This window comes from Pseudomonas sp. Marseille-QA0892 (genome assembly GCF_054950135.1).
In genome coordinates this window covers 1,920,976-1,938,483 of sequence record NZ_CM143104.1, presented here as the reverse complement: position 1 = coordinate 1,938,483, position 17,508 = coordinate 1,920,976, and the positions used below count along the sequence as shown (strand labels likewise).

Annotated in this window: 11 protein-coding genes and 1 pseudogene; 6 read left to right on the top strand and 6 right to left on the bottom strand. The window is 59.5% G+C overall.

Annotation, left to right across the window (positions count from 1 at the left end; translation table 11 throughout):
• The first annotated feature begins 1 nt into the window (after position 1).
• From ku to ACY8D3_RS08990, 6 genes and pseudogenes are all read left to right on the top strand, one after another.
• A complete protein-coding gene (ku, locus tag ACY8D3_RS09015) occupies positions 2-928 on the top strand; it encodes a non-homologous end joining protein Ku (protein ID WP_462383505.1) in 927 nt (308 codons plus the stop codon).
• A gap of 465 nt (positions 929-1,393) precedes the next feature.
• A complete protein-coding gene (locus ACY8D3_RS09010; RefSeq protein WP_462383503.1) occupies positions 1,394-3,415 on the top strand; it encodes an alpha-1,4-glucan--maltose-1-phosphate maltosyltransferase in 2,022 nt (673 codons plus the stop codon).
• Positions 3,416-3,449: 34 nt separating this feature from the next.
• Positions 3,450-6,767: pseudogene (gene treS, locus ACY8D3_RS09005) on the top strand (maltose alpha-D-glucosyltransferase).
• Positions 6,767-8,971 (top strand): 1,4-alpha-glucan branching protein GlgB, encoded by a 2,205-nt coding sequence (glgB, locus tag ACY8D3_RS09000; RefSeq protein ID WP_462383501.1) that lies wholly within the window; start codon positions 6,767-6,769, stop codon positions 8,969-8,971. The pseudogene treS and the gene glgB overlap by 1 nt, the downstream one beginning before the upstream one ends.
• Positions 8,972-9,097: 126 nt before the next feature.
• On the top strand, positions 9,098-9,499 hold the full coding sequence (locus tag ACY8D3_RS08995; protein WP_462383499.1) for an MbcA/ParS/Xre antitoxin family protein: 402 nt from the start codon (positions 9,098-9,100) through the stop codon (positions 9,497-9,499).
• A 3-nt stretch (positions 9,500-9,502) separates the two neighbouring features.
• Positions 9,503-10,177 carry an RES family NAD+ phosphorylase gene (locus ACY8D3_RS08990; protein ID WP_462383497.1) on the top strand — a complete coding sequence of 225 codons (675 nt, stop codon included), beginning with the start codon at positions 9,503-9,505 and terminating at the stop codon, positions 10,175-10,177.
• Between the two features lie 42 nt (positions 10,178-10,219).
• Here the strand turns inward: ACY8D3_RS08990 and ACY8D3_RS08985 are convergent, their stop codons facing one another.
• The 6 genes from ACY8D3_RS08985 to glgX form a co-directional block, all read right to left on the bottom strand.
• Entirely contained in the window at positions 10,220-11,206 is a 987-nt protein-coding gene (locus ACY8D3_RS08985; protein ID WP_462383495.1) for a lysylphosphatidylglycerol synthase transmembrane domain-containing protein, read from the bottom strand.
• Positions 11,203-12,438, bottom strand: a complete 1,236-nt coding sequence (gene clsB, locus ACY8D3_RS08980) for a cardiolipin synthase ClsB (protein WP_462383493.1) — start codon at positions 12,436-12,438, stop codon at positions 11,203-11,205. The genes ACY8D3_RS08985 and clsB overlap by 4 nt, the downstream gene beginning before the upstream one ends.
• Positions 12,435-13,229 (bottom strand): endonuclease/exonuclease/phosphatase family protein, encoded by a 795-nt coding sequence (locus tag ACY8D3_RS08975; RefSeq protein ID WP_462383491.1) that lies wholly within the window; start codon positions 13,227-13,229, stop codon positions 12,435-12,437. The genes clsB and ACY8D3_RS08975 overlap by 4 nt, the downstream gene beginning before the upstream one ends.
• Positions 13,226-14,143, bottom strand: a complete 918-nt coding sequence (locus ACY8D3_RS08970; RefSeq protein ID WP_462383489.1) for a DUF72 domain-containing protein — start codon at positions 14,141-14,143, stop codon at positions 13,226-13,228. Before ACY8D3_RS08970 ends, ACY8D3_RS08975 begins: the two co-directional genes overlap by 4 nt.
• 312 nt (positions 14,144-14,455) lie before the next feature.
• Positions 14,456-15,292: a PIG-L deacetylase family protein gene (locus ACY8D3_RS08965; RefSeq protein WP_462383487.1), complete on the bottom strand. Its 837-nt coding sequence runs from the start codon at positions 15,290-15,292 to the stop codon at positions 14,456-14,458.
• Between the two features lie 17 nt (positions 15,293-15,309).
• The gene (gene glgX, locus ACY8D3_RS08960; protein WP_462383485.1) at positions 15,310-17,478 is read right to left on the bottom strand and encodes a glycogen debranching protein GlgX; all 2,169 of its coding nucleotides are present in this window, start codon (positions 17,476-17,478) and stop codon (positions 15,310-15,312) included.
• Between the last annotated feature and the right edge of the window lie 30 nt (positions 17,479-17,508).

The window sequence follows — 17,508 nt, the reverse complement described above, 5'->3', positions numbered from 1 at the left end:
CATGGCACGTACCATCTGGAAAGGCGCGGTCAGCTTCGGTCTTGTACATATTCCCGTCGCACTCGTACCGGCGACGACCCGGCAGGGTATCGACTTCGACTGGCTCGACAAGCGAACCATGGACCCCGTCGGCTATAAGCGGATCAACAAGACCACCGGCGAGGACATGGACCGGGAGAACATCGTCAAAGGCGTCCAGTACGAAAAAGGGCGCTACGTGGTGATCAGCGAGGACGAAATCCGAAAGGCGCATCCGAAAGCGACCCAAACCGTGGACATCATCGCGTTCGTGGAGGCGGCCGAAATCCCGTTCACCTTCATTGATCGACCTTACTACCTGAAGCCCGAACGGCGTGGCGAGAAGGTATATGCCTTGCTGCGCGAAACACTGAAGAAGACCGGTAAGGCCGGGCTCGCCAATGTCGTGCTGCATACCAAGCAGCACCTGGCCGTTGTCATGGTGATGGGCGATGCACTTGTACTCAACACGTTGCGCTGGGGCAACGAGGTGCGGGGCATCGACGCGCTGGAACTCGATGAAGACGCGCTTCGTCCGGACATCAACAAGCGCGAGCTGGACATGGCCGTAAGGCTTGTGGATGACATGAGCGACAAATGGGATCCATCTCAGTACCGCGACTCGTTCGAAGACAAGATCATGGCACTTGTCGAGGAGAAGGCGAGCAAGGGGCATATCGAGTCCGTTGGCGAGGCAGATGATGGAGGCGATGCTTCGAGCGGCGCAGAAGTGATCGATCTCAGCGAACTGCTCAAGCGAAGCCTGCGCGGCGGCGACAAGGGCAAATCTTCATCTGCGAAGCCCGCCACGAAGTCGAAGGCATCTTCATCAAGCAAGTCGTCCTCGAGCGGAAGTACTCGGAAGTCGACCACGTCCAAATCACGTACCCCACGTAAGAAGACCGGCTAAACCAGCGTTCCGGGGGCGTCTCACGCCGGGACGCCCCCAGCCGGATAGCCGCACGGCGACGTAGCTCGTCGGGTCTGTCGCCTACGCAGAGTGCAGGCGACTATTCGCCGGCACTTCCAGCGTAGGCGGTTGCTGCCCGTACCGTCTCGCTTACTTCCCGCCCAAGGGCAGCAAACACCCACACCATGCGGCGTAGGGGCTTGGCCGGCCCGTTGAGCGGCAGTGAACTTTGATCAGCGTGCTGCTTCGAATGAACAGACCAGCGACAGCGCACCTCGTCGACCGCAGGCCCCCGGTCCCATTGGCTTCATTCGCCTTTGGATATAACCGGACTCCGCCAGCCAACGCTGATTGCGATTGCTCGCCGCTTCCATGATCCGTTCCGTAGTCAGGCATTACCGAAGGCACTCCACCCAAGCCTTCGCCTGGGAGCAACCGACCCGAATACCCGAGGAGAGGACCCCGATGACCTACGCTCCGTCGCATGACGCACATTGGCACCCCGCGCCTGGCGAAGTTCTAAGCCTGGAGGATGCTGTACGCATGCCGCGTATTGCGATCGAATCGGTCACGCCGTCGGTGGACGATGGTCGATTCGCGGTGAAGGGCATCGTCAATCAGCGCATCGACGTCCGCTGCCGAATCTTCGCTGACGGGCACGACCAGCTGGCAGCGTCGCTGCTCTGGCGTGCCGAGGACGAACAGGACTGGCACAGGGAAAAGCTCGTCCCCGCGGGCAACGACTACTGGACGGCACACTTCTCCCCGAACCGCGTAGCGCGCCACCAGTTTCAGGTCGAGGCTTGGTGGAATATCTACGAGACTTACCGCTATGAGCTCGGCAAGAAGCATGCGGCCGGTGTCCAGGTTCACCTGGAACTGACCGAAGGGCGTCAACACCTGGAAGCGGCGCGGAATCGCAGCGATGGCGAGAACCGCGAGGTGCTGGATGCGCTGCTCGAGCGCATGCCTGCTGAGCATGACGCTCTGGACGATCGCGTCAACTTCCTCCTTTCCGCAGAAGTGAACGCCGCGATGGCCGCCGCCGACGCCAAGCCCCATCGCGTGGTTACGCGCCTTTACCCGCTGGAGATCGAGCGCGAGCGGGCCATCTTCGCGAGCTGGTATGAGTTGTTTCCCCGCTCCCAGACGGATGACGCTAACCGTCACGGCACGCTGCGCGACGTCATGGGTCGCCTGCCCGTGGTTCGCGACATGGGATTCGACGTGCTGTATTTCCCGCCCATCCATCCCATCGGCCGGGCCCACCGCAAGGGCCCAAACAACTCCCTGAACGCAGGGCCGGACGATCCGGGAAGCCCCTATGCGATCGGTAGCCCCGACGGCGGGCACGACGCCATCCATCCCCAACTCGGGACCCTGGACGACTTCAAGGCTCTGGTCAGTGAAGCCGCTAACCACGGATTGGAGATTGCGCTGGATTTCGCCATCCAGTGTTCTCAGGACCACCCCTGGCTTGAGCAGCATCCCGGCTGGTTTGCCTGGCGGCCGGACGGGACCATTCGCTATGCGGAAAACCCGCCGAAGAAGTATCAGGATATCGTCAACGTCGATTTCTATGCCGACGACGCTGTCCCAGACCTCTGGATCGCCCTGCGCGACGTCATCCTGCATTGGGTCGAGGCGGGCGTGAAGATTTTCCGTGTCGACAACCCGCATACCAAGCCGCTGCCATTCTGGGAGTGGATGATCGGGGACGTTCGCAGCAAGCACCCCGACACCATGTTCCTGTCCGAAGCCTTCACCCGTCCCGCGATGATGGCACGCCTCGGCAAGGTCGGCTTCAATCAGAGCTACACCTACTTTACGTGGCGCAATACGAAGGCCGAGTTGGCCGAGTACCTGACCGAACTCAACGAATCCCCGCTGCGTGAGTGCTACCGGCCGAACTTCTTCGTGAACACGCCGGATATCAATCCCTTCTTCCTGCACAACAGCGGCAGACCGGGGTTCCTGATCCGGGCGGCGCTGGCGACCATGGGCTCTGGTCTGTGGGGCATGTATTCCGGGTTCGAGCTGTGCGAATCGGCGCCTGTACCCGGCAAGGAAGAGTATCTGGATTCCGAGAAGTACGAGATACGCCCCCGCGACTACAACGCGCCAGGCAACATCATTGCCGAGATTGCCCAGCTCAATCGCATCCGACGTCAGAACCCGGCCCTGCAGACCCACCTTGGCCTGCAGGTCTACAACTGCTGGGATGACAACATCCTGTACTTCGGCAAGCGCACCGCCGACCTATCGAATTTCATCCTGATCGCCGTCAACCTCGATCCGTATAACGCTCACGAGGCGCATTTCGAGCTTCCGCTCTGGGAGTTTGGCCTGCCGGACGACGCCACCACGCAGGGTGAGGACCTGATGAACGGCCACCGCTGGCACTGGCACGGCAAGACGCAGTTCACCCGACTCGACCCGAACCAGTTGCCATTCGGTATCTGGCGGTTCTCACCCCTAAACGGCTGAAGGGACATTCACTGAAATGGCGAAAGCCCAAGCAATGCCCATGACTGCGGACTTCATCGAAGATCCACTCTGGTACAAGGATGCGGTCATCTACCAGGTGCATGTGAAGTCCTACTACGACGCCAACGGTGACGGCATTGGCGATTTCGCTGGCCTGATCGAGAAGCTCGACTACATTGCCGACCTCGGCGTCAACACCATCTGGGTGTTGCCATTCTTTCCTTCACCGCGTCGCGACGACGGCTACGACATCGCGGAATACCGCGATGTCAGCCCTGACTATGGCACGCGCGCAGATGCCAAGCGGTTTATTAGCGAAGCCCATAAGCGTGGTCTGCGCGTCATCATTGAACTCGTCATCAACCACACCTCTGACCAGCACCCCTGGTTTCAGCGTGCCCGGCGGGCAAAGCCCGGGTCGAGTGCCCGGGATTTTTACGTCTGGTCCGACACTGACCAGAAGTTTTCCGAGACGCGCATCATCTTCATCGACACGGAAAAGTCGAACTGGACGTGGGATCCGGTCGCTAAACAGTACTTCTGGCATCGCTTCTATTCGCACCAGCCGGACCTGAACTTCGACAACCCTCGTGTGCTGGAGGCGGTGCTACGGGTGATGCGCTACTGGCTCGACATGGGCGTGGACGGCTTGCGGCTGGACGCGATTCCCTACCTGGTCGAGCGAGAAGGCACCAACAACGAAAACCTGCCCGAAACGCACGACGTGCTGAAGAAGATCCGGGCGGTGATTGATCAGCACTACCCGGATCGCATGCTGCTCGCCGAAGCCAACCAGTGGCCCGAAGACACCCGGCCATATTTTGGTGGCAATGAGAATGGGGAAGGAGACGAATGCCATATGGCCTTCCACTTCCCACTGATGCCACGCATGTACATGGCTTTGGCGCAAGAAGACCGCTTCCCGATCAGCGACATTCTCCGGCAGACCCCCGAGATTCCAGACAACTGCCAATGGGCGATCTTCCTGCGCAACCATGACGAGCTCACACTCGAAATGGTGACCGACAAGGAGCGGGATTACCTTTGGAATTTCTACGCGTCCGACCGTAGGGCCCGGCTGAATCTGGGCATCCGACGCCGCCTGGCACCGCTGGTCGAGCGGGACCGTCGCCGCATCGAGTTGCTCAATAGTCTGCTGTTGTCGATGCCTGGCACCCCCGTGCTGTATTGAGGCGACGAGATCGGTATGGGCGACAACATCTACCTTGGCGACCGCGACGGTGTGCGGACACCGATGCAATGGACGGTCGACCGTAATGGCGGATTCTCTCGCGCCGACCCTGCCAAGCTGGTGCTCCCGCCGATCATGGACCCGCTTTACGGCTACCAGACGATCAACGTCGAGGCTCAACAGCGTGATCCTCATTCGCTGCTGAATTGGACGCGCCGGCTACTCGCCGTTCGCAAACAGCAGAAGGCGTTTGGCCGCGGCGAGATGAAAATGCTATCGCCAAGTAACCGCCGCATCCTTGCATACCTGCGTGAATACAGCGGACCCGATGGCACGCAGGAGACAATCTTGTGCGTGGCGAACGTATCCCGCGTCGCGCAGGCTGCTGAGCTGGACCTCTCCGCCTATGCTGGGATGGTCCCCGTCGAAATGATTGGCGGAAGCGCATTTCCTCCCATTGGGCAGCTGAGTTATCTGCTGACGTTGCAGCCCTATGGGTTTTATTGGTTCCTGCTCGCCTCGGAAACGCAGATGCCGAGCTGGCACAACGAGCCGGTCGAGACCATGCCCGAATTTCACACCCTGGTCGTCAAGCGTAGCGCCGATGAGCTGCTGGAAGGTTCGTCGCGACAGACGCTCGAACAGACCGCACTGCCGACCTATCTACCAAAGCGGCGCTGGTACGCCGCAAAAAGCGGCCAGATTGACAAGGTCGAACTGCTGTATGGCGTCCGCTTTGGTGAAGGCAAGCGAACAGCCATGTTCTGCGAGATCGAAGTGACGTCTGGCGAACAACGCGACCGTTACCAGCTACCGGTAGGATTCCTGCCCGAAGAGGAGGTCAGCACCGCGCTACCCCAACAGCTGGCGCTCGCACGCGTCCGGCGCGGGCGGCAGGTCGGCTTGCTGACGGATGCATTCACACTCGATCACTTCGTTCGCGCAGTGCTCAATGGCATGCGCAACGGCCTGGAGCTCCCATGCGCGGGTGGAGCGCTCAAGTTCTCCGCGATGCCTGCGCTCCAATCCATGGAGCTGGCGGAAGATGCGCCGGTCAAGGTGTTGTCGGCCGAGCAATCGAACACGTCGGCTGTTGTGGATGGCAAGCTGGTACTCAAGCTTATCCGCCGCGTGGCCAGCGGCGTCCATCCCGAGCTGGAAATGGTCGGGTTCCTGACCCGTCACGGCTTCGAATACATCGCCCCGCTGTATGGCGACCTGCGTCGCGTGGACGAGGAGGGCAACGAGCATGTCCTGATGCTGGCTCAGGGCTTCCTGCATAACCAGGGTGATGCCTGGGAGTGGACGCAGAATGGGCTGGAGCGCGCAATCCGCGACGAGATCGCGGGCGGCGCGGCTGATGCTGAAACAGCCTACAGCGCGATGGAGGAGCTCGAGTCCTTTGTCGGCATGTTCGGAAAGCGCCTGGGTGAAATGCACCAGGTGCTGGCGGGTGGCGATGAGCCTGATTTCAAGGTTGAGTACACCGACGATGCGACGGCTGCTGCATGGGCCAAGAGTATTGGTGGGGAACTCGATCATGCCCTGAAACTGGTCGAGCAACGTCGCAGTGGATTCGATGAGGCGCTCCAGGGGGAGGTCGACGTCCTGCTGTCCAGTCGCCAGCGCCTATTGGACCAGATCGAGATTCTCGCCAAGCGCGCGCTCGGCGGCGCCCGTATCCGCGTGCACGGAGACCTCCATCTGGGACAGGTTCTCGTGGTGCAGGACGATGCCTATCTCATCGACTTCGAAGGCGAGCCGGCAAGGCCGCTGCACGAACGTCGCGCCAAGACCAGCCCGTTGAAAGACGTCGCCGGTGCGCTGCGCTCGTTCGACTATGCCGCCGCCATGGCGCTGCGCAATGTACAGACCAGTGACTCTTCTGAAGAAACGGGGCGAATTCGTGAGCGGGTTGCGGAGTCCTATCGCCAGCGTGCACGAGAGTTGTTCCTCTCCCAATATCGAGAAGCGGCCGCCGGTGTGCCCCATCAATGGGCAGAAGACGGTGGCGAAGAAGCAGCACTCGATCTGTTCATTCTCGAGAAGACGGCCTATGAGGTCGCATACGAAGCAGAAAATCGCCCGGCCTGGCTGTCCGTTCCACTACGGGGCCTGGTCGAATTGGCACAACACCTATCCGAAGGAGATCCACACTGATGAGCTCGTCGCAAAACGCGATACCGCTGGACGAGGCAGCGTTCGGTGCGCTGGTGATGGCGCAGCATGGTGACCCATTTGCACTACTGGGCCCACACCCTGATGGCGAAGGCCTGATCGTTCGTGCCTATTTGCCAAACGCGTTGGGCGTGGACCTCCTCGAGCGGGGAACAGAACGCGAACTCGCGTCGATGGAGCAAGACGGTCGCTTCCCTGGCCTCTTCATGGCGAGGTTGCCGCAGCCTAGTGCTTATCTGTTGCGCATCCGCTGGGCCAGCGGCACGCAAGTGACCGAGGACCCCTACAGCTTTGGCCCATTGTTGGGGGAAATGGACATCTACCTGTTTGCCGAAGGCAACCATCGAAACCTCGGGCAGTGCCTGGGCGCGCAGTACATGGAAGTCGAAGGTGTGCAGGGTGTCCGCTTCTCGGTATGGGCGCCGAATGCGCGTCGTGTGTCGGTTGTTGGCGACTTCAACGGCTGGGACGGTCGGCGGCATCCCATGCGTCTCCGCCATCCCGCAGGCGTCTGGGAGATCTTCGTACCGCGGCTCCAGCCAGGCGAAATCTATAAGTTCGAAATCCTCGGCCCGAATGGTGTTCTCCCGCTGAAGGCCGACCCTATGGCGCTCGCCACCCAGGCGCCTCCGGAAACCGGGTCGGTGGTAGCCGAGCCGTATGACTTTCATTGGAACGATGGTGAGTGGATCAACCGCCGTGCCGAACGTCAAAGCGTTGCAGCGCCCATGTCCATCTACGAGCTGCATGCCGGTTCGTGGCAGAAGGAGGGCGGTAGCGAAGGACGCACGTATAACTGGCACGAGTTGGCCGAGCGGCTGATCCCGTACATCAAGGAACTGGGCTTCACGCACATCGAGCTGATGCCCATCATGGAGCACCCCTTTGGGGGGTCATGGGGCTACCAGCTGCTTTCGCAGTTCGCGCCAAGCGCACGCTACGGCTCGCCCAAGGACTTCGCGGCGTTCGTCGATGCATGCCACCAGGCGGATATTGGTGTGATCCTCGACTGGGTACCGGCACACTTCCCGACCGATAGCCACGGCCTCGGTCAATTCGACGGTACGGCGCTGTACGAATACGCGCATCCATTCGAAGGCTTCCACCAGGACTGGGATACCTACATCTACAACCTGGGTCGCACTGAAGTGCACGGGTTCATGCTGGCGTCCGCGTTGCATTGGCTCAAGCACTTCCACATCGACGGTCTGCGTGTGGACGCCGTTGCCTCCATGCTTTACCGCGACTATTCACGCAAGGACGGCGAATGGATTCCCAATCGCTACGGCGGGCGCGAGAACCTGGAGGCGATCGACTTTCTGCGCCACCTCAATGACGTCGTCAAGCTCGAGGTCCCGGGGGCCATGGTCATCGCCGAAGAATCAACGGCATGGCCGGGCGTGAGCCGGCCGACCGAAGTAGGCGGATTGGGCTTCTCGTACAAGTGGAACATGGGCTGGATGCACGACACGCTCAAGTACATTTCCGAGGACCCGATCAATCGCCAGTACCACCACGACAAGATGACGTTTGGGCTGGTCTACGCCTTCTCGGAGCATTTCGTCCTGCCGATCTCGCACGATGAAGTGGTGCATGGGAAGCATTCGCTCATTGACAAGATGCCTGGTGATCGCTGGCAGAAGTTTGCCAACCTCCGAGCCTACCTCGGGTTCATGTGGGCGCATCCGGGCAAGAAGTTACTCTTCATGGGGGCAGAGTTCGGCCAATGGCGTGAGTGGAGCCATGACCATGAACTGGATTGGTACCTATTGAGTAACTATGCGGACCACCAGGGGGTGCACAAGCTCGTATCGGATCTGAACCGCGTCTACCGGAGCGAGCCGGCCCTCTATGAGCAGGACGACCGACCTGAGGGCTTCCAGTGGCTGATCGGGGACGATTTCGCCAATAGCGTCTATGCCTGGCTGCGCTGGAGTAAGAACCGTGAGCCGGTGCTGGCTGTTGTGAATTTCACGCCTGTCGTACGTCACGGGTACCGAATCGGCGTGCCTTGCAAAGGCCACTGGCAGGAAGTGTTTAACAGCGATGCGGAATGCTACGGAGGCTCCAACGTCGGAAACGGCGGCGGGGTAATGACTGAGGAGGTGGAAAGCCACGGTGAATCCAGTTCGATCACGGTCGATCTGCCACCCCTGGCCATTCTGCTATTGCGTCCAACGCGTTAAGCGTCATCGCTTCCGGCACCGCAACGGTGCCGGAAGCTCCAACCCATTATTCGGATGCGAAATAAATACTTGAATCAATACGCATGAGGAGTATGCTGCTCTCATACCGTATCGTTCGAGGCATCCATGGCTACCCCTTCTCCCGAAGTCCAGACTGCTACCGATGGCGCCGAAGCCGGACGCGTTGCGTTGAAGTTCTTCTTCAACCTGATGGAGCACTGGAAGTGTAATCGGGAGCAGCAACGGGTCCTCCTGGGCTCGATCGGCAACACCACGTACTTCAAGTATCGAAAATTGCCCGCCGTAAGGTTGCCGCATGACACGATGGAGCGAATCTCCTATCTCATGGGGATCCACAAGGCATTGCGCATTCTTTTCAGCCAGCAGCCTGATCGCGCCTATGCCTGGGTCCACAAGGAGAACGATGCTGCACCGTTCAACGGAAAGTCTGCGCTCGAGTACATGCTCTGTGGCAGGGTCGTGGATATGGCGGACGTGCGTCGCTACCTGGACGGGGTCAGGGGGTAGGGCATGTCACGGGTACGTCCCCGCTGGAAGAAGGCCTATCGGCTCATCAACAGTTGCTTTCCACCCATCAGCGTGTTCGAAGACACGCTCGATCCGGATGACCTTGACCTGGCATTCGCGATCGAGGGGCTTACTAACGATCGCCTGATGGAAGAAACGGGAAAGCTAAGCCGGGTACCACCGAGTGACCGCGTGAGCGGACCTGGCTCGACAGCAGTGATGGCGGCGTATACGCACATTGGCAACGCCAGTCGGTTCACCGACGGAAGCTTTGGCGTTTATTACTGTGCCGATTCACTGCAGGCGGCGATCGCCGAAACGCGGTTCCACCAGGAGCGTTTTCTAGCCGCGACGCGTGAACCGAGCATCGAAATCACGATGCGCACCTACATCAACGAAGTGGTCGAAGCGATGTTCGACGTTCGGAACGATGCGCATCTTCATGATCCATCGCTCGCTACCTATGGAATCAGCCAGGCGTTTGCCCGTGAAAAGCGCGAGGCAGGCGAGTGGGGACTTCTCTACCGAAGTGTGCGCTTCCCTGGCGGCGAGTGTGTTGCCGCATTCAAGCCCAGAGCGGTATCCCTGCCGGTGCAGGGGCCTCACTTGCGCTACATGTGGGATGGGAAAGCACAGGCAATTACGGCGGTCGTAGAATTGAACGAATTGCCGCTGTGAATCGGCGCAATGAGAGCAGGGGCCGCTTGGGCCCTTCCTGCATCATGCCTTGGCGGGCGCCTCGTTCTTGCGTCGCATGCGTTTGGCGCGGCTCTCGAATGTGAGATAGACCAGGCTGGCCAGCATCAGTGGAACGAGGAAGTAGGCGACACGGTAGCCTATCAGTGCGGCAAGCAGGTCGGCCCGTGGTACCTCGTGCTGTAGGAGGGTAACGAAGACCGTCTCAAGCACACCGATGCCGCCAGGTATGTGGGCAAGCACCGCGGCGATGCTACTGATAAGCAGGATGCCGAGCGTGGTGAGGTAGGAAACCTTCTCTGGCATGAACACCCATACCGTTGCTGCCATGAACATCCAGCACGTGGCACCAAGGACAATCTGCAGCGCGGCCATTTTGAAGCTGGGCAGTTCTATCTCGTGGCCCCGTATCGACCAGGCCCGACGCCGGGAAAAACCACAGGCCAGCAGATACGCAAGGCTGGCCAGGACCATACAGCCACCGATGATACGTAGTGCGAAGAAGTCGAGATCCCATTCGGGTGGCGGCTGGATCGTTCCCATGGCAAATACGACGCCCGCCAGCATCAGATACCCGATCCAATTGGTAATGATGCTCAAGCTCAGGATCCGGGTAATGACCAGGCTGGTCAGTCCCAGGCGCGAGTAGAGTCGGTATCGCATGGCTATACCGCCTACCCAGGCCAGGTTCTGGTTGAATGCATAGCATACGAACGTGAGCGGTACGATCTGTTTGGCCGGCAGATGATGTCCGGTATAGGCGCGCCCGAGCAGGTCGAACGTGCTGTAGAACGCATAGCCTACCAGCGCTACCGCGATCGCCACGGCAATCGTGCCGGGGCTGTACCCGCGCAAGGACTGCCAAACGTCTGCCCAGTCGATACTGCGTGCGAGAACGATGAAGAACACCGTGATCGCAATGAAGAAGGCCCACGTCAGGACCTTCTTGATAATGGGCCACCAACGGCGGGCACGCGATGGCTGATGGGTGGTTCCGGAGACACTGCTCATTGGGTTTTCTCGGTGCCTATCGGCTGAATATCACTGCCTTCGTGCGGCTGGACCAGTGCGATCTTGGGCGTATGGGCAGGTAGGAGGCCGACAAGTGCAGGGAAGCGTCGGAGGAAGTGGAAGATCATGAAAATGATCGGTGCACGCCAGAAGTAACCCTTGAGGACGCGCTCCAGCGGAATTTGCCGGCAGTGGTCGGCCATGAGGCGATCCAGTCGCTCGTGGAGGGTCCGGTTGAACTCGGCATCCCGGATGATGACGTTTGACTCCAGATTTAATGCCAGGCTGAGCGGATCAAGGTTGCTCGAACCAACCGTTGCCCAGTCATAGTCGACCAGTGCCACCTTGCCGTGAAGCGGGCGTCGGCAGTATTCGAAGATCTGCACGCCATCGCGGATAAGGTAGTTGTAGAGCATCCGGGCACCAAGCTTTGCAATCGGCATATCGGGCTGCCCCTGAAGGATCAGACGCACCTGCACGCCACGCCGGGCTGCATTCCGCAATTCGCGCAGTAGGCGGTAGCCGGGGAAAAAATAGGCGTTTGCAATGACCAGGCGGTGCCGAGAAGAGCGAATTGCCTGCAGGTAGTGTTCTTCGATGTCGTCTCGATGTTCATCGTTGTCACGCCGCACGAACAGCGCTCGCACACCGCCTCTGTCGTGGGAGACCGTCGTTGCAGCCAGGGGTAGCTGACGCTTTTGCCACCAATGCCTCCTTTGGGCATTCGGGTCAAGCGTACTCAACGCGAAGCGGTGAATGTCGTCCACAAGCGGACCAAGTATTTCGATCGCGTAATCCTGCTTGGCTTCAGGGCCAAAATCGCCCAAATGGTCCGCCGAGAAGTTGATGCCGCCAACGAACGCGCGCTCCGCATCGATCACTACGATCTTGCGGTGCAAACGCCGGAACAGGTTTACACGCTTACCCATAACGCGTGGCTTCGGATCAAACATATGGATCTTCACGCCGGCCCGCGTCATTCCCGCCGCAAACTCACCGCCAAGATCGGCAGAGCCATAGCCATCCACCGTCAGTTCGACGGTCACGCCACGCTCAGCTGCCTCGATGACGGCCGCGCGCAAGTCACGGCCAACCTTGTCATCGAACAGGATGAACGTTTCGATCAGCACCTCGCGCTTGGCGGCGCGAATACATTCGAAAACGCGGGGAAAGAACTCTTCGCCATTTTCCAGAAGGGAGATTTGATTGCCATCTTTCCAGGAGAACTTCATAACCTGATCTCCACTGCCAGTGGAACGTGGTCAGATAGGTGCGACCATGGTCGAGCCGACAGGATCCGGGGATCGTGGATCGCAACGTTACGTACGTAGATTCGGTCGAGCCGCAGGACGGGCATCCGTGCAGGAAAGCTACGTGCCAGAGCGCCGGTGGTGTGCTCGAACACTTCCTGCATACCGGCGCGGTCGGCCAGGATCGGGCTGGCGCGGTGACGCCAGTCGTTGAAGTCGCCGGCGACCACGACAGGCGCATCCGCAGGAAGACTGTTCACCAAGTCGCAGAGCAATGCGAGTTGCTTGGCGCGGTGCGCTTCCCGCAGCCCGAGATGTACGCAGATCGCATGTAGGACGTGGTGCTTGGGAAGCTGCAGCTCGCAATGAAGGAGTCCGCGTTTTTCCGGCCCCAAGATCGATACGTCAAGGTTTTCATAGCGGCTGATTGGGTATTTGGACAGTACCGCGTTGCCGTGGTGGCCGTCCGGGTAGACGGCGTTGCGGCCATAAGCAAACTGGGGCCACATGGTGTCAGCAAGGAATTCGTAGTGCGGTGCAGCGGGCCAGTTGCCATAGCGGGACGCGTGCCGCTCGTGGGTACCGATTACCTCTTGTAGAAAGACAACATCGGCCGAGACTGCACGTACTGCATCACGAAGTTCGGGCAGGATGAAGCGACGGTTGAGCGCCGTGAAGCCCTTATGGGTGTTCACAGTCAGAATGCCTACCTGATGCACCTCGCCTGCGTTTTCTACACGCTGGCTGGCAGGTATGGGGTTATCGAGCGTCACGCCGCTTTTTCCTCCTTCTGTCCTGGTTTGGTCTGTAGCGATTCGGTCAAGTCCAGCCGCTCCAATAGCCTGCGGGCGTCATAGGGCGCTCGCACCTTCACGTCGTTGTCGAAATAGCAGTAGACGTCCCTCGACTTTCTGGCGCGGGGGGTGGCGTCTGAAATGAGCTTGGCATCATCCGGCTGGGTGCCCTCGGACCATTGGCGGATCCGGTCTGCCCATACAGCGAGCGCATCATTGCTATAGCCACTGGTATAGAGCTCTTCTGCACCGTGCAGGCGCAGATACATGAAGTCGCTCGTGACATCTTCGCAGTACGGCCATTTACCGGCCGTATCAGCGACGACTAGCGCCACCCGGTGGCGGCGCAGCATCGTGACAAAGGCAGGGTCTACAAAGCTGTCGTTACGGATCTCTATGGCATGGCGGAGCGGTCGTTTACGGTCGACTTCAAGATGGCTTCGTCCTTTCATGCGGCTGTCGCAGCCTTTGGCGACGTCCAGGGCTGCCTCGGTATCGTGCGGCAACATGGCCAGGAAGGCTTCAAAGCGATCGGGGTCGAACTTGAATGTAGCGGGAAACTGCCAAAGGATCGGCCCGAGTTTCTCCTTCAGTGCGAAGAGGCCAGAGGCGAAAAAGTTGGCAAGCGGTTTTTCGATATCTCGCAGGCGCCGGACGTGAGTGATAAAGCGGGGCCCTTTGACACTGAAGATGAAGTCTTCGGGCGTCTGTTCGTACCACTCGAGGAATCGCTCAGGGCGCTGCAACGCGTAGAACGAACCATTGATCTCAATGCTGTTGACGGCGCGGGAGGCGAAGTGAAGTTCATTTTTCTGGGTAAGTCCCTTGGGGTAGAAATCACCCCGCCAGGGTGCATAGCGCCAACCCGAGATACCGATGCGTATATCAGCCATTAGTGATCCCACCTCCGCGATAACGCAGGGGCTCGGCCACCATCTCGGACGCGGGCCTACGAGCGAGGGGAATGATTCGCCGCTCCAGAATTTCCATACCGCTCCTCCCGACGTTCGCGCGCCGTTCCTGCTTCTTTCGGATGCTTGACTGCAGTGGCTGCCACCCGGCGAACCGGCAGTTGCAAGCTATCCACACCCAATTGAGACTCGCGGACGGAAAGCGGGGTTCAGCTTTCAGACAGCTTGCGCGCTACAATCGACAGGGTGTTTACGAGGAAGTCGGACGCGGCGAAGTGCCCTGTGGGCGGCCAATCAGGCAAGCGTGACAGCCGGCGTCAGGATGATTTCGTAGGGCTGAAGCGTGCGCTGCTGGGTGTAAGGCCCGAACGCGGGCTCCGCGCCGGTCTGGATGTCTGTGGTGAGTTGGCTGGCATGTGCCTGAATGGCGTGGCGCTTGCGTGCCACGGTCCAACGGCTGAGAGGAAGCTTGCGCAAACGATACCAAGGGATACGTGGATCGTTGGGTGCTGCCCAATGCCAGGTCCACATTGGCACTTCGTACAACGGCGCGCCAATCTCCTCGGCTACCAATCCCGCAATTGCACCGGTGGTTTCATGATCCGGGTGACCATCCTGTCGCCAGCTGGTAAAGACAATGTCGTCTGGCTGAAGGTAGCGCTGCAGGAATTCACGAAGCCTATCCTGCTCTTCGTACAATCGGCCGTCAGGAAAGCCGCCGCGAATCCACTTCAGTCGGCTGGCGGGCAGTCCCATGCGCCTTAATGATTCGGCGCTTTCCTGTGGGCGGATGGCGCTTAGCCGCTCGGGTGTCCACACGGAGGACCCCTCGTGACTACGGCTACCGTCGGTAAGTGAGATAAGCGAAAGGGTACAGCCCAGCTTGCTGAACCGCTGCAACAAACCACCGCATGCGACGGTTTCGAATCCAGGGTGTGGCGCGATCACCACCACGCGTTGCTGCTCGGTGGCGATCTGCTTGGGCTCGATAGGCGAAAGGCTACTTATGCGCGCGGAATTCTTCCATTCGGACCAGGGTGTGCCCTGGCCCTGAAGAAGGTTCTGCGCGTCCCCCGGCGTTGTTGATGACCTGAATCGTTTCCAGACATCGCTGAGGGACGAGTCGCCCATGGTAATTCCTTTTTCCGTTACGAAGTGGCGGATTTCACCAATTCGAAGAGCAACAAAGATCGTCCAGTCACTTCATAGCTACTGTCGAACTCGAAGACTTCCTCTCCGCTGACGCTTGCCTGATTGGTATCGACAAGGCAAACCCAGTGCGATCCTTCTGGCACTTCTGGAAGCGAAAAGTTCACTACGTCGTGATGAGCATTGACGATGAGCAGAAGCGTGACGTCGGAGCCTGCCTTGCGGATACCGGTAGCCTGCGCCCGACCGTCCATCAACATGCCCAGGCACCGTCCGTTCGGGTCTTCCCATTGCTCAATCGACATCTCGTTGCCATCGGGTGCCAACCAGGTGACGTCCTTGACGCCAAGCTCCTCATTATAGGCACCGACCAGGAAACGGCCGCGTCGCAGGATAGGATAGGCGAGTCGCAGCCGGATGGCCTTGCGCACGAATTGCAGCAAGGCTTCACCGTCTTCGTCGAGCTCCCAGTTCACCCAGCCGATCTCGCTGTCCTGGCAATAGGCGTTATTGTTGCCGCCCTGGGTTCGCGCGAATTCGTCCCCTGCCACGATCATTGGGGTGCCCTGCGAAAAGAGCAGGGTGGACATGAAGTTGCGCATCTGGCGCAGGCGCAGCGAGCGGATCTCCGGATCATCTGTCGGGCCTTCGGCGCCACAGTTCCAGGAAATGTTGTTGTCGCTGCCATCCATGTTGTTTTCGTCGTTGGCTTCGTTGTGCTTTTCGTTGTACGAAACAAGGTCGTGCAACGTGAAGCCGTCGTGTGCCGTAATGAAGTTGACTGAGGCGAATGGGCGGCGGCCACGCTGATTGAACAGGTCACCCGATGCGGTTACGCGGCTGGCAAATTCGGCCAACTTGCCTTCGTCGCCTTTCCAGAACGCCCGAACGGTGTCGCGGTAACGGTCGTTCCATTCCATCCAGCCCGGCGGGAAATTGCCGACCTGATAACCACCGGGGCCGCAATCCCATGGCTCTGCAATGAGTTTGCACTGGCTAAGCACCGGGTCCTGACGACACGCGACGAGGAAGCTGTGGCGCTCGTCGTAGCCGTCGTGGTGGCGAGCAAGAATGGTCGCCAGGTCGAAACGGAAGCCATCGACATGCATCTCGTTGACCCAGTACCGCAGAGAGTCGGTGACCATCTGCAGCACGCATGGGTGGCTGAGGTCCAAAGTGTTACCTGTGCCCGAGTCGTTGATGTAATAACGGTGGTTATCCGGCATCAGGCGGTAGTACGTGGCGTTGTCGATACCACGCATCGACAGGGTCGGGCCGAGTTCATTACCTTCGGCGGTGTGGTTGTAGACCACATCGAGAATGACTTCGAGGCCGGCATCATGCATGCGGGCGACCATTTCCTTGAACTCACTGACCTTACCACTGGCAATGTACTGTGGATGCGGCGCAAAGAAGCCGATGGTGTTGTAGCCCCAGTAGTTGCTCATGCCCTTTTCGAGCAGGTGCTGGTCCTGGACAAACGCATGTATCGGCAGGAGCTCGACAGACGACACGCCGAGGCGACGGATATAGTCCAGAACCTCGGACGACCCCAGTCCTGCAAAGGTGCCCCGGACCTCTTCGCCTACGCCGGGATGACGCATCGTGAAGCCCTTCACATGGGTCTCGTAGATGATCGTCTTGTCCCATGGCACGCGCACGGGCTGGTCGTTGCCCCATGTAAAGGCCGGGTCGATCACCTTGCACTTCGGTACGAAGGGGGCGCTGTCGCGTTCATCAAAACTAAGGTCACCATCCGGGTGCCCGATGGTGTAGCCGAAGAGTGCTTCTGACCACTCGAGCTTGCCCACAAGCTGCTTGGCATAGGGATCGATAAGCAGCTTGTTCGGGTTGAAGCGGTGGCCGGCCTCGGGTTCATACGGCCCGTGCACGCGATAACCATAGACCTGACCTGGATGGGCATCAGGCAGGTAACCGTGCCAGATCTCGTCGGTACGCTCTGGAAGTTCGATACGCTCGAGTTCCGTCTTGCCACTGGAGTCGAACAGGCACAGTTCAACCTTGGTCGCGTGCGCGGAGAAGATGGCGAAGTTCACTCCCAGGCCGTCCCATGTCGCACCTAGCGGGTAGGGGAGACCCTCCCGAATTCGCGACTTGACTACGACTGCGGGCGCCGCGTTTTCAGAGGCAGTAGATTGCTTTTCCATCTGCTCGATACCTTCATGATGAGATGTGAA